This window comes from Candidatus Bathyarchaeota archaeon, from assembly GCA_029882535.1.
Lineage (GTDB): Archaea > Thermoproteota > Bathyarchaeia > Bathyarchaeales > SOJC01 > JAOUKM01.
This window is the reverse complement of the sequence record JAOUKM010000002.1, coordinates 1-12,174: the sequence shown is the minus strand read 5'-3', so window position 1 is coordinate 12,174 and position 12,174 is coordinate 1. Positions and strand designations below refer to the sequence as shown.

Here is a 12,174-nt window from a genome sequence, read left to right as displayed (position 1 = left end):
CAAACTATTTTTCTTTGACGGCTTTGCAGAAAATACTGGATTCGTCCACTTCAATGATAGAGGCATTCAATCCGAATTCATCGAACAACTCAACGATTTGGTCACTATTGACAGTAGTGGCTCTAAAACCGTTCTTACACACAATTGTTCCATCACAAGTCTTCTTCTCATCTATCTCTCCTATAAGACCAAACTGCGATTGTTTTCTAAACCATTTAAGACGAGCATCCCATATTTTCGGAGAATAACTGGAAAATAGAATCATTCCATTGTCTTTTGTCACCCTTATGGATTCTGTGATGAGATGTTTTTTGTTGACCCCAAACGCGGATATGCCATTTTGAATGCAAAACACAATGTCAAAAATACATGAACGAAATGACATCTGAGATGCATCCATCAGAAATACACTACAGTTTTGACAATCTTCCATGTATGACATTGCAAGTTCTAAGCTTTCTTTTGAAATGTCATTTCCAATAATCCGTGAAACAAACTGTGATACCGATTTCATAACTCTACCGTACCCACATCCAAGTTCGAGAACCAAATCTGTATCGTGAAAATTGGAAATGACGAACTGGATTTCCGCGTTAAGATATTGTTTGATCCTCGGAGTGGCTATTTCATAGCATTTTAGGAGTTTATTAGCTGAAAGCTTCTTTTTGTAATATGTACCTTTGTGCATAGAACCATTTAAGGAAAAATTCGAGATTTAAATTAGTTGGCTCTTATTTCAGCGCTTCTCGAAATATATGTGTGTGCGTGGTTTGCCCTTAATCTTTGTAAATTAACCTTCAGCGCTTAACAGAAAGATTAGTGTCATGTTGTCAGCGAAAGGCTTTAGAAAAACTTATATTACAAAGCTGTTTCTGTTGTTCCGCATAATAAATAGCAAAAGGTGTATGAAAAAATTGTCGCAACCAGAACTAGCGGGAACTCCCGTTTTAATTCTCCGTGAAGGCTCTTCAAGGTCAAGAGGAAGAGACGCTCAACACGCCAATATCATGGCGGCAAAAATCGTCGCAGAATCCGTAAAGTCTTCTCTCGGTCCAAAAGGCATGGACAAAATGCTCGTCGACAGTTTCGGTGACGTCACCATAACAAGCGACGGACGCACAGTCCTAGACGAAATGGACATACAGCATCCAGCAGCTAAGATGATGGTGGAAGTGGCTAAAACCCAAGACAATGAGGTCGGTGACGGAACGACAACAGCCGTAGTAGTCTCAGGTGAGCTCCTATCACAAGCCGAAATACTTGTCGACAAAAACGTTCATCCAACAGTCATCATAGACGGATACAAGAAAGCAGCCGAAAAAGCCCTAGAGACACTGGATAAAATCGCCATCAAAGTAAACTCCACAAACAAAAAGTTTCTCAAAAAAATAGCCATGACTTCCATGGCAAGCAAACTCGTTTCAGAAAACCGCGATTATCTCGCAGACTTAGCGGTAGAAGCCATTCTTTCAGTGGCACAGAAAGCAGGAACTGAGTATAAAGCTGACTTGGACGATGTGAAAATCCAGAAGAAGCCAGGTGAATCGATTAGGGGTACGAAGCTCATTAACGGCATCGTCGTCGACAAAGAGGTAGTTCATCCGGGAATGCCAAAACGAGTTGAAAACGCCAAAATAGCATTACTTGACACTGCCTTAGAGATTGAGAAAACCGAGTTTGACGCAAAAATTAACATTGAAAGCCCTGATCAGATGGAAGCTTTCCTTAAGCAAGAAGAAAATATGCTGAGAGCAATGGTGGAAAAAATCGTGAAGGTAGGCGCGAATGTGGTTGTCTGTCAAAAAGGTGTCGATGACTTAGCCCAACATTTCATTGCTAGAAAGAACATTCTAGCGGTGCGGCGGGTTAAGAAATCAGACATGGAAGGCTTGACAAAAGCTACTGGCGGAAAAATAGTCAGCAACTTGGACAGTATAACCAAAAAAGACCTTGGCTACGCTGCGGTTGTTGAAGAGCGCAAGATAGGTGACGACAAAATGACCTTCATTGAAGGCTGCAAACATCCTCACTCGGTTACACTGCTAATACGTGGCGGAACAGAACGAATCGTAGACGAGGCTGAGCGTTCGATGCACGACGCCCTCTGCGTCATAAGAGACGTGGTTGAAGAGCCAAGTATTGTGGCAGGCGGAGGAGCGCCGGAACTTGAAATAGGAAGAGTATTGAAAAACTACGCTGAAACCTTGCCTGGAAGAGAGCAACTAGCAGTAATGCGTTATGCAGAGGCGTTAGAAGCCGTGCCGACGACATTGGCTGAGAACGCGGGATTAGACCCGATAGACATCATATCCGAGTTAAGGGCGCGCCACGAGAAAGGGGAGATGTGGGCAGGGGTAGACGTTTTCAACGGCAAAGTAGCTGATATGAACAGAGCAGACGTGTATGAACCTCTTGCTGTGAAGAAGCAGATTATAAAATCTGCAACTGAAGCCGCGACAATGATCTTGAAGATCGACGACATTATCGCATCTGGTAAAGCGAAGATGCCTGCCGGACCTCCAGGTGGTATGGGCGGAATGGGCGGAATGCCTCCGGGCGCTGGAGCGTATTAGGGAGACGTCTTTGCACAATAAAATCAAAGTAGGTCCTCCTAAGTTAACCCGTTACGAAAAGGCTCGGATAGTGGGTGCTAGGGCGCTTCAAGTAGCTATGGGTGCACCTCTGCTAGTAGAGCCTTCAACTTTTTCTAACCCCATTGATATTGCGTTGAGCGAACTTGAAAGTGGCGTTCTTCCCATGACTATTCGTAGAGAGTTACCGGATGGAACGTTTCAAGACATACCGCTTAAATGGCTTCTTCAAAAAGAATAAGCCTGCTTCATTTTATTTTGCTAGTAATCTTTTTGCTTCTTTCAGTGTTTTGTTGATTTTTTTCCAGTGGGCTCCTTGCCAATAGATTTTTCCGCATTTTGGGCATTCCCAGAACTCTTCGTAGAAAATCTTTGTGGAGAGGGGGATCTTGTCGGCGATTTCGGTTTTTTTTGCGAGTTTTATTTTGGTGTTGCATTTGGGGCAGCGCGAGTTGTCGGGATTGAGTTCGAGTTTTAGGTTGAATCGTTTTGATAGGTTTGCGAGTCGTTCTGCTTCGTTTTTTCCTTCGACGAGAAAGGTTTCTGTGTTTTTGGTTGTTGCTTGTTGGTATAGTTCTACGTCTCTTGTTAGGAGGGTGCGTTTTTCGGTTTTTGCGATTTTTATGAGTAGTCTGTCGTCTATGTTATTGGCGTATTTTACGTTGTGGCCTAGCATGCGGAGCCAACGGGTTAGTTTTCCAAGCATGCCATCTGTAACGAACTTCAAAACATGTTCACTGTCTCTGGCTATCATTGTATCTCGATTCCTTCATAAAACATTTTTTAAATTTTTCTTCACGCTTTAGTAACGCCTAGACAACTCTTGAGTGAAAACCATTTGATATAGAACTGCTACAGTAGGCTTCCAAGTCGTTTATGTCCCACACTAAGATGCGCAGCTCTTTACGAAACGCTTTTCCACCAAACTGCCTTTTTAACTCATCCACAACTTCCTTGTTTACATCCTCTGGGACTTGCCACTGACTCGAATAGGCTCTTTGACTCATATGAGTAAGACGTCTATCCGCGCTTCTACTATAAGAAGCCACAAACACAGACTTAGCAGGCTTGACTAAGCTTTCTAGTTCCCATTCTCCTTTCCCAACCCTATGACTCTCACACCCACAGCCCTTAAGCAGACAATCATAGGTTTCCCAAACAAGATCCGCACCTACATAAGTCATTGAAACCATGACTCTCCGAGTTACCCTGCAAATCTCCTGAAGAGCCATCTTCCACTCGCTAATTAGATGAAGAAGATGTACAGAAAGCGCAACTTCGAAGGAGTTGTCTTTGAAGGGAAGGAAGCAAGCGTCGCCCTGAAGCAGGTTGTGTGCACCCTTTTTTACTGCTTTGCTAATCATTTTCTTAGCAATATCTGCCCCAACAACCTCAAATCCGTTGTCTTGCAAAGGCTTTGTGAATCTTCCAGTTCCAACGCCTATGTCCAAAATGGTTTCGTAGCAGGACAATTCGCTGATTAGCGTCTTAACTAGTTGGTTCATGATTTGCCTAGGCGGACCTCTCGTTTTGTCATAGATTTCTGCAGCAGAGTCAAATGATATTCTCATTTCAAAGCATCTAATAATGAAATCATAAGAGCCTTAAAAGCGTAAGAGGAGCCCGCGCGCCTGTCAAGTTTGCTCCAACGTTCTTTTAATCCAGCTTTCTAGCCCCATATTCCTAATTTCATTTAGCTCCTTAACACGTTTGGGAAATTTCTTCAACGTCTCACAAGGAAAATCATTACACTCATAACAGAGCTTAACACCTCTTTCAATACAACATTTACGTAAAGGGCAGTCTTCCCAACCTCCTCCGCCCCGGCAACCGCCAACGCAAGGAGAGATCTCGTTAGAAAGCCATTCTAAACCCTTAACAAAATTCTCAAAGTCAAAAGCCTTTGCGGTATCAGAAAAAAGTTTCAATTCGGCATGACTTTTAAAAATCTCCAGTAGATTTTCAACAGAATCTCTGATTCTTCCAGTGTAGTAATCACATAAACGACAATAAATACCACAATAAGCAACAAGTTCACTTTCTTTCTCATATTGGCTCATCCTCTGTGTCCCTCGAATTACCTGTTGTATTAGGTTTTAATAACATTTGTCAGGTGTACAAACAAACAAGTGTTTACTAAGGACAGTTAAAGCTATTTAAAACCATGTCCACCCTATGCGAAGAAAGACATCTATTGACTACAGAGGCTGAGAATTGAAACGAATAAAAATTCAAACGCTAACGTTAGAAGATTACGACGCCATAGTTGAGCTTTGGAAACGAGCAGGCTTACCATTTAAGCCAAAAGGCAGAGATAGCAAGCAGATGATGGAGAAGCAGATGAATGCTTTCCCAGAGTTTTTCATCGGCGCATTCCACGACGAAAAGCTTGTGGGAGTTGTGATTGGCAGTTACGAAGAGAGAATGAAGGGATGGATAAACCGTCTGGCAGTAGATCCTAAATATAGACGAAGAGGAATCGCCCAGCAGCTTATTAACACTATAGAGAAAGCCTTAGAAAAACGCGGCGTCGCAATTTTTTGTGCGCTGATTGAAGTCCCGAACGAAGAATCACTCGGTACGTTTCAAAAAATGGGATATAAAGCTCACAAGGGTATTCTCTATATTTCCAAACGGAAAAGCGAAGATATCTGAAAACATTTTATCTTAAAGCTCTGCTGCGCAAGATTCTGCCAACTCCAGCCTCAGCAACAACTTCTCCGTTGTCCATAACCAACCGTCCACCCACAAAAGTTTTCACAGGCATACCCCTCACCCGCCACCCATCAAAAGGAGAATACTTCGCCTTCGAATAAAATTTGCTCGCATCAATCTTACCTCGACGATGCAAATCAACAACTGTGATGTTGGCGTCGTAACTCTCTTCCAAGAAACCATGTCCATTAAGGTGAAAAATTTCCGCCGGCTTTTCCGCAGTCAACCTCACTAAATCGTGTATGGTAAGTTGCCCTTCATTCACCTTTGTTAAAAGCAACGGCAAAGACGTTTCAAGCCCGGGAATACCTGGTTTCACGTCCCAGACAGAATCCGCCGTTTTCTCGGTTATCAAGTGTGGCGCATGGTCGGACGCTACGATGTCAATTTGACCGTTTTTCACGGCGCTCCAAAGCGCCCCTACAATGTTTCTGTTTCTCACTGGAGGAGTGGTTAGCAACATTGTTCCTTGTCGCTTCAAGTCTTCAGCTGTCAACAAAATGTGGTGGGGCGTAGCTTCACAGCTAACTTTCAGCCCGTTTTTTCTTGCGTCATTAACGACGACGACTACTTTTTTAGAGCTTATGTGACAGAAATGAATTTGCACATCAGACTTGCGGGCGAGTCTGAGAATTCTTTCAACCGCTTTATCCTCCACTTCAGGCGTGTGAGCTTTAAGATACGCTTCTACACCCTCATGTCCAAACCTCTGTTCTGCTCCTGCAACAGCCTCTACCGCTTTTCTGTCTTCGGCGTGAACTGCCACAGGCACCCCAAGTTCACCAACTTTGCTGAAAGCGTCTAATAAGGCTTCGTCGTCATCAACGTCAAGCCCACCTATCTGCGCGGTGAGGTACAGTTTGAAAGCTATCGCCCCTTCTTTAACCACTCTACTAATCTCTTTTAGGCTTGGGGGAAATGCAGAAATGAAACCCACGTTTGCCACTATGCTGCGCTCAGCCACCCTAGCCCGTTCTCTAAGAGAGGCAGAATTCATAGTAACTGGCTCGTTGTTAGGCATATCAAGAACCGACGCGAAACCGCCTGCAGCAGCAGCTGCGGTTCCAGTGAAGAAGTCTTCCCCATACGCTTGCAGTTGACCACGGAGATGAACATGTACATCAATCAAGCCAGGAAGCGCCAAACATCTATCTAAGTTAATTTTGTCAGATGCAGAAGGTAAATTTGTTTCCTTTGCAACCTTAACTATCCTACCCTCGTCAACTGCAATTCCAGCATCTACAATTTCGCCTTTAACGTAGACCTTCGCGTTGTGGAGAACCATTTCAACTGTCAAAGTTTTCTTTCACCCGTCCTTCCCATTCTGTGGAATACTTTGCTTAACATTAATTAAATATAAACCACAAATCCTTCTTTTGGCTTGCGGTTCATTAATGAATCTTGTTGAATGCGTGGAAGAACGTCTGATTACATCAGCTCTCCCTTCACAAACGCGGTGGGTCGCGAGCCTTTTCTATTGTAGGTTGCTTTCTTATCGGTCTATTGCTTTCGGTTTGAACTTGTCGCATACTACATGTTTCTGAATCAACTAATCTCGTCGTTGTTGGCACCGAAACCGATCTTTAGAAATTTGGATAATCGGTGAAATGACGTAATTGCAAAGCTTGTTTTATTTTTCATCCATTTTTGGATGAACCAGATGATAACAATGGGGACATACTACTTGCCCTCTGTCGTGACTTGCCCTCCAATACTTCTTGCAGAAAGGACATTGAAACCTCATTGTCTTCCCAGGTAGAGAGAACTGTTGTCGACTAAATGCAAATACTGCAGCTCCTGAAATCAGTGTCGCCACTGCTAAGATTATGAGATACATTAGCTTGAATTCGACTCCGGGAATCGGACTAAACTGTTTTGTCCAGAGGAGCGACCAAAAAGCAGATACGGGGTTTGGATTAGAAGCTACTTCTGGCCAAGTTTCCCGCATCACTACGAATAGTGCAGTAACTCCTATGAAGCATAATGTTGCGCTAAGGGCGTAGCCCAGTTTATGCCGTCGAATTGTTCTCTTCAACTTGGTCCCCATATTATTATGGTTGGTTTGATGATGTCTTTGATTAGCATCCTTAAAGGTATTATGAATCGAAACAACAGTTTTGCGCGTGGTAAATTCCTATAGAAGTGACCAAGCGTCTGATTTCGGTTTTCTCTTCTTTTTCTTCTTTGTGCTTTTTTTTCTTCCAACTCGTTTTTTCTTTTGCCTTGTTTGGCGGTTTGTTTGTACACGCGTAGAAATCTTTTGTTTGTCTAAAACTACTCTGAAGGTTCCATGCTTTGGGCATTCAAAAAGTCCTATGTGCATTTGTAGTCTCGTGCCTTTTTTGTCTGGACGCCCAGCCATTTTCCACATCTTTTTCGGCTCAGTAATTTCTAATCCACATTTGGGGCATTTAGCAACGCCGTTTCCTCTTGTCGTAAAATACATTCGGCCCCTAACGATTTTCATCTCGACTTTTCTTTTTTTTACTAAATCATAAAGAAGTGTGATAAAGTCTGCTATGGCGAAAGTTGACATTTTAGTAATTTCAGGAGTGCTGAATTCGGTGTGGTAATGGATTCCTCCCATTATTTCTTGGGACGTGTAAGCCCGTTCCTTTCGTTCATTCAGAAATGAAATTATTTCTTCTTCTACTTTGCTGTGAAATTTTCCGTTTTTAAAATCTTTTTTGCTTATAGGCATAAAGCATTCCTCTTAGTATTTAGTCTATAGAAAATTTAGAGTTTTTGTGTGCACGTACTAACGATATAAAGGCTGGGTGGCTTTGATATTTCTAAGCGGCCGTTATTTTTTTATTTGCTAATGAGTTTGAAGAAGTCGCGTTCGGTAATTATGCCGACCAGCCACTTGCCGTCAACAACAAGTAATGCACCAATGTTCTTTTCATTCATAATTCTTGCTGCTTCGCCTAAATCTTCACTTGGAGCGATGGTGATTAGGTTTTTGGCGCCTATTTTCAAAGCGGGGGTTTGGAGAACTTGAAGGATAGTTCCGGAGCGCAAATGTTGAAACACTTCGCCAGACCCGAAGAATCTAACTATGTCCATAGTAGTTACTATGCCGGCAAGTTTGCTGTCAGACACAAGAGGTAGACGGCGAAAACTCTTTTCCACCATTGTTCTTCCAGCTTCGAAAATTGTAGTTTTAGTAGTTGCTGTGACCACGTTTTTCGTCATCAAATCTACAACTTTTACTCCGCTGATTTTTCCCTTGAAAATGCTTAATATGTCTCTTTCGGTAACAATCGCCCACACCCTGTTTGCGTTGTCTACTACGGGTAAGCCGCCTACTCCGTGTAGTTTCATAAGTCTAATCGCGTCGCCTATGGTAGCTGTGGTTCTTATTGATGGTGGGTTTGGCTGGATAATCGACTTAATTGGTTCATTTATTGCTTTGAAGAAAGACCCTTTGAATTTTTGTTGAATTATCTGAAATTTTTCGCCTCCACCTAGATAGCTGACCATATCGGTGCTCGTAACTATTCCTTGAAGTCTCTTCGTTCCTGGATCTACGATGGGTATGCGGCGGAATCCTGCCTTTGCCATAATATGAACAACATCGTAAACAGAAGTTGTAAGCGATGCCGTGACAACTGAGCTATTCGCTATTGTCATGATTTCTCCTTCACGGGGCTTAGAGGAGTGAGTCCTCAATTTTACTGGTCCCCCCTCTCGCAGTGTTCGCCTGAAGCTTTCACTTTTTCTACTACTTGGTGTCAAATCTAAAACCGAACCTCAAACAAGTGATTTTACTACATCTTCTCGATCAACTATGCCTACAAGCTCGCCTTTCTCGTCAACAACAGGCAGCTGTCCAACGTTCTTCTTAAGCAAGAGTTCAGCAGCCTCTCTCACCGTCGTCGTGGGTTTAAGAGAAAATACAGATGTTTTCATGACAGAGGAAACCTTTGAAGATTTTTTGAATCTGCCTTTCTTTGCCTCGAACGCGGGGAAGAATGAACCGCTGTCAAGCATGTCAGCTTGAGTGACGATGCCCATCAACCTTTTTTTCCTCACAATTGGGCAGCTGGAAAATTTGCGTTCCAGCATCCCACGCCAGACATTGTCAATTTCGTCTTCTGGCGAGCAAGTAACTATTTTCCTTGACATAATTTCAAAGACAGGTGCCGAAAGTTTTGGAGACTCTTTTTTCAAAAAGGCAGCGATAAAGTTTTCTAGTCCTAACATTCCCATGTAAGTTTTGTCTTGTGAAGTTTTAACCACGGCAATGTACCATTTGTCAAGGCGATTCATTTCTCTCAAAGCTTGCAGAGCGTCCATATCCATAGTGGCAACGAAGAGTGGTATGGTCATAATTCCTTTATTGTGTATAGGTGAGATGGAGGAGGTCACGGTCATGATGTTGCGGTGTGAAAGAGTGCCGACTAGGCGTTTTTTCTCGTCAATTATTGGTAGAACTCTCAAGTCTCGGTTACGGAGGGCCGCTCTTGCTTTTGTTGCAAGCTCGCCTGCATAGAGTGAGGGATAGCTGTGGTTCATTAGTTCCTTAACGAGCAAACAATCAGCCCTTCTAATACTCGCCTCCACTGTCGGTGAAGCAGTCCTCACAGAGAAATTCGCCTTCTACTTCCTTCAGTCTACTTGACCATTGTGCACAGCGGTCGCAGTATCCAGCCATCGGAGAGCTTTCCAGCGTTTCTTCCATGTTTCCGCTTTCAATGCGAGTTTTTTCTTGAATGGTTTCTATGAGTTCGGGTGTGATGGCTAAAACATCTTTGCTTGAAATAATACCTACGAGGTTGCCCTTGTAAACTACGCCGAGTCTCCGCACGTTTAGCCTGCTCATATACCTTGCTGCGTTACTGAGAGTTTCATCAGGGTTTATAGTGATCAAAGGCGACGTCATAACGTCTTTTGCAATAAGCTTGCTAGATAGTTTGTTCTTGGCTAGAACTCGTGTTACAAGATCTCTTTCAGTAATTATTCCCAAAGGTCTTCCTTCCTCGTCAGTTACAATTATGCAGCCTAACCGTTGCACATCCATAAACTGAGCTACTTTATCCACCGTCTCGTCTTCGTCAACTGTAACGACGGGGCTAGACATGACGTCTTTGACGAGCATTCGGGTTCTTAAACCGAATTCAGCCACTGCTATTCCCACACATACGAGAATAAATGGAAGATTTATTAAAATGTTGTTAAACCCTCACCATCTATTAAATTTCAATTTTGCGTGTGTAGGTTTAAATAACTTTACGTAGCAAAAATTCTGAATGGAAGTTGTCACATTGCAAGATATTTGCCGGTTCCTTCAAGTTAACCCGTAAAGAGGAATAAGCATTTCTCCTTCAATCTGTTCAACTTTTTTTTAAAAAATAGTGACGGTGGAAATCGTTTATTTTTTGAGAGCCCTCAACCGTTGTCCCCCTTAACGGTTATACCATATATTCTGGCAATGGAGGTTATTCTTTCTGGGGAAAACGGTATTTTGCTAATTGAAGAACCATATGGTTGGCATATTTGTCATCCGTGAAAAGCCTGATATTTTGTATGTCAGTAGCTTAGTTGTTGCCCCTGAATTCAGAAGACTTGGAATAGCCACATACATGTTAGACTATGCTCATAAATTGGCTAAGCAACTGGGCAAAGAATGGCTGGAACTTTCAGTTTTAAGGGTGAATATCCCTACGCTGCGTTTTACGGGAAGCTTGGCTTCGCTAAAACGAAAGAAAAAAGATGGTCTTTCATCTTAAGGAAAAAACATAAAACTAATGTCATCTTTTATTTCTATAATACCTTAGCGTGGTTCGTGGTTGTTCTTCTAGGGACTCCCCAAAAACGTTTTTTCCATAGGGCTTGGGAACGCATTCCTTAGCTCTTTATAAAGGTGTGGGGAATTGGCGCGCGCACACATTGAGAAGAGACTAGGAGAGTGTAAGTGAAGCGCTCGCAAAAAAGATTCTAGGGCTTCTTTTTCATCTCATGGTTTATCCACCAGATGATTCCTATAGCTATAGGAATCCCGAAGATGATTAAAATCCAGATAAATGCCCAAAGCAAGGAATACACGAGATAGTCAAATGTCCAAGTTGCAAAAGCAACATTCCAGTTTCCATCAGTGAAAACCTTGATGCAGAACGCAATTAAAACCAATAGCGATATTGATCCTCCCCCCTCGCTTGTCGCGCGCGAGCGAGTGCCAAAGAAATGATATTCTTTCTTTTCCTCATCAGGTAATTTTTTCCACCATAGCCAACCTGCTACTGCTGCTATAATTACCGGGATTCCGATGAAGAGAACTTCCCAGAGAATCAGACGTAATAAGAAAGTCACTAAATGTCCCATCGTCCATAGACGTAAAGTCGTAGGAACCAGACCAGTTGATTGAGCATCTCCTACAAACCATAAATAGACCAGAATTGCACCGATCGATGCCAAAATAGCTCCTACTACAAATAAAACAAGCATGTTCCAATGCTTTCTCAGGAATTTTTTCCAGATCTCGGAACCATTTTCTGACCCAGTTTCTGCCATCTTACATTTCCTCTTCCTTTCAAATCTAAAACAATAATGTCATGGAGCCAGATTCCGCAGTTATTATTTCATCTTGCTCTAAATTGACGACCAGCATTGAATAAGACGGTTTATACTTTATTTCGTATTCCATTTTGAACTCCTCTATACGATTCAGATATAGTGATTTTAAGCCTTTTGGCATGCATGAAGTGGAAGCGCGCGCGTTTGGGTGATTTAGAGTAAATTTTATGAAGGCGTCATTGGAGGTGGCTGAGTGGGTTCTGCCCTAATCTGGAAGAATGCCACTGTCAGAAGTATCAAAGCAACCCAGATAAGCAAGAAGCCTATAACAATTATTGTCAAGACGGAGCCG

The 12,174-nt window shown here is 42.7% G+C and carries 15 protein-coding genes; 4 read left to right on the top strand and 11 right to left on the bottom strand.

The genetic code is table 11. The features are described 5' to 3' along the window. Positions 1–4: 4 nt before the first annotated feature. Positions 5–688: a class I SAM-dependent methyltransferase gene (locus tag OEX01_01040; protein MDH5447578.1), complete on the bottom strand. Its 684-nt coding sequence runs from the start codon at positions 686–688 to the stop codon at positions 5–7. A 217-nt stretch (positions 689–905) separates the two neighbouring features. Between OEX01_01040 and thsB the strand changes: the two genes are divergently transcribed. Next, positions 906–2,573, top strand: a complete 1,668-nt coding sequence (gene thsB, locus OEX01_01035) for a thermosome subunit beta (GenBank protein ID MDH5447577.1) — start codon at positions 906–908, stop codon at positions 2,571–2,573. Between the two features lie 10 nt (positions 2,574–2,583). After that, complete coding sequence (locus OEX01_01030) at positions 2,584–2,832, top strand: DNA-directed RNA polymerase subunit K (protein MDH5447576.1); 249 nt, start codon at positions 2,584–2,586, stop codon at positions 2,830–2,832. A 12-nt stretch (positions 2,833–2,844) separates the two neighbouring features. Here OEX01_01030 and OEX01_01025 read toward each other — a convergent pair whose 3' ends face one another. From OEX01_01025 to OEX01_01015, 3 genes are all read right to left on the bottom strand, one after another. Further along, entirely contained in the window at positions 2,845–3,345 is a 501-nt protein-coding gene (locus OEX01_01025; GenBank protein MDH5447575.1) for a Mut7-C RNAse domain-containing protein, read from the bottom strand. Positions 3,346–3,403: 58 nt separating this feature from the next. Beyond that, positions 3,404–4,162 carry a class I SAM-dependent methyltransferase gene (locus OEX01_01020; protein MDH5447574.1) on the bottom strand — a complete coding sequence of 253 codons (759 nt, stop codon included), beginning with the start codon at positions 4,160–4,162 and terminating at the stop codon, positions 3,404–3,406. 63 nt (positions 4,163–4,225) lie between these two features. Beyond that, positions 4,226–4,651, bottom strand: coding sequence for a DUF3795 domain-containing protein (locus tag OEX01_01015; GenBank protein ID MDH5447573.1), 426 nt, complete (start codon positions 4,649–4,651; stop codon positions 4,226–4,228). A 154-nt stretch (positions 4,652–4,805) separates the two neighbouring features. On the opposite strand from OEX01_01015, the gene OEX01_01010 reads away from it, so the two are divergent. Continuing rightward, complete coding sequence (locus OEX01_01010; protein MDH5447572.1) at positions 4,806–5,246, top strand: GNAT family N-acetyltransferase; 441 nt, start codon at positions 4,806–4,808, stop codon at positions 5,244–5,246. A gap of 7 nt (positions 5,247–5,253) precedes the next feature. Here the strand turns inward: OEX01_01010 and OEX01_01005 are convergent, their stop codons facing one another. The 6 genes from OEX01_01005 to OEX01_00980 form a co-directional block, all read right to left on the bottom strand. Next, positions 5,254–6,603: a dihydroorotase family protein gene (locus OEX01_01005; GenBank protein ID MDH5447571.1), complete on the bottom strand. Its 1,350-nt coding sequence runs from the start codon at positions 6,601–6,603 to the stop codon at positions 5,254–5,256. Positions 6,604–6,936: 333 nt separating this feature from the next. After that, on the bottom strand, positions 6,937–7,341 hold the full coding sequence (locus OEX01_01000) for a hypothetical protein (GenBank protein MDH5447570.1): 405 nt from the start codon (positions 7,339–7,341) through the stop codon (positions 6,937–6,939). A gap of 99 nt (positions 7,342–7,440) precedes the next feature. Continuing rightward, positions 7,441–8,007: a hypothetical protein gene (locus OEX01_00995; GenBank protein MDH5447569.1), complete on the bottom strand. Its 567-nt coding sequence runs from the start codon at positions 8,005–8,007 to the stop codon at positions 7,441–7,443. Positions 8,008–8,117: 110 nt separating this feature from the next. Then, on the bottom strand, positions 8,118–8,939 hold the full coding sequence (locus tag OEX01_00990; protein MDH5447568.1) for a CBS domain-containing protein: 822 nt from the start codon (positions 8,937–8,939) through the stop codon (positions 8,118–8,120). A 120-nt stretch (positions 8,940–9,059) separates the two neighbouring features. Then, on the bottom strand, positions 9,060–9,893 hold the full coding sequence (locus OEX01_00985) for a CBS domain-containing protein (protein ID MDH5447567.1): 834 nt from the start codon (positions 9,891–9,893) through the stop codon (positions 9,060–9,062). Further along, positions 9,856–10,434, bottom strand: coding sequence for a CBS domain-containing protein (locus tag OEX01_00980; GenBank protein ID MDH5447566.1), 579 nt, complete (start codon positions 10,432–10,434; stop codon positions 9,856–9,858). Before OEX01_00980 ends, OEX01_00985 begins: the two co-directional genes overlap by 38 nt. Before the next feature lie 358 nt (positions 10,435–10,792). On the opposite strand from OEX01_00980, the gene OEX01_00975 reads away from it, so the two are divergent. After that, complete coding sequence (locus OEX01_00975; GenBank protein ID MDH5447565.1) at positions 10,793–11,038, top strand: GNAT family N-acetyltransferase; 246 nt, start codon at positions 10,793–10,795, stop codon at positions 11,036–11,038. A gap of 208 nt (positions 11,039–11,246) precedes the next feature. Here the strand turns inward: OEX01_00975 and OEX01_00970 are convergent, their stop codons facing one another. After that, positions 11,247–11,819, bottom strand: a complete 573-nt coding sequence (locus OEX01_00970) for a hypothetical protein (GenBank protein ID MDH5447564.1) — start codon at positions 11,817–11,819, stop codon at positions 11,247–11,249. Positions 11,820–12,174 lie beyond the last annotated feature (355 nt).

What these genes read in the sequence shown, in the direction of transcription:
- OEX01_01040 (MDH5447578.1), bottom strand. Translation starts at nt 688, where the DNA reads ATGCACAAAGGTACATATTACAAAAAGAAGCTTTCAGCTAATAAACTC.
- thsB (MDH5447577.1), top strand. Translation starts at nt 906, where the DNA reads ATGAAAAAATTGTCGCAACCAGAACTAGCGGGAACTCCCGTTTTAATT.
- OEX01_01025 (MDH5447575.1), bottom strand. Translation starts at nt 3,345, where the DNA reads ATGATAGCCAGAGACAGTGAACATGTTTTGAAGTTCGTTACAGATGGC.
- OEX01_01020 (MDH5447574.1), bottom strand. Translation starts at nt 4,162, where the DNA reads ATGAGAATATCATTTGACTCTGCTGCAGAAATCTATGACAAAACGAGA.
- OEX01_01015 (MDH5447573.1), bottom strand. Translation starts at nt 4,651, where the DNA reads ATGAGCCAATATGAGAAAGAAAGTGAACTTGTTGCTTATTGTGGTATT.
- OEX01_00995 (MDH5447569.1), bottom strand. Translation starts at nt 8,007, where the DNA reads ATGCCTATAAGCAAAAAAGATTTTAAAAACGGAAAATTTCACAGCAAA.
- OEX01_00990 (MDH5447568.1), bottom strand. Translation starts at nt 8,939, where the DNA reads ATGACAATAGCGAATAGCTCAGTTGTCACGGCATCGCTTACAACTTCT.
- OEX01_00975 (MDH5447565.1), top strand. Translation starts at nt 10,793, where the DNA reads ATGGTTGGCATATTTGTCATCCGTGAAAAGCCTGATATTTTGTATGTC.
- OEX01_00970 (MDH5447564.1), bottom strand. Translation starts at nt 11,819, where the DNA reads ATGGCAGAAACTGGGTCAGAAAATGGTTCCGAGATCTGGAAAAAATTC.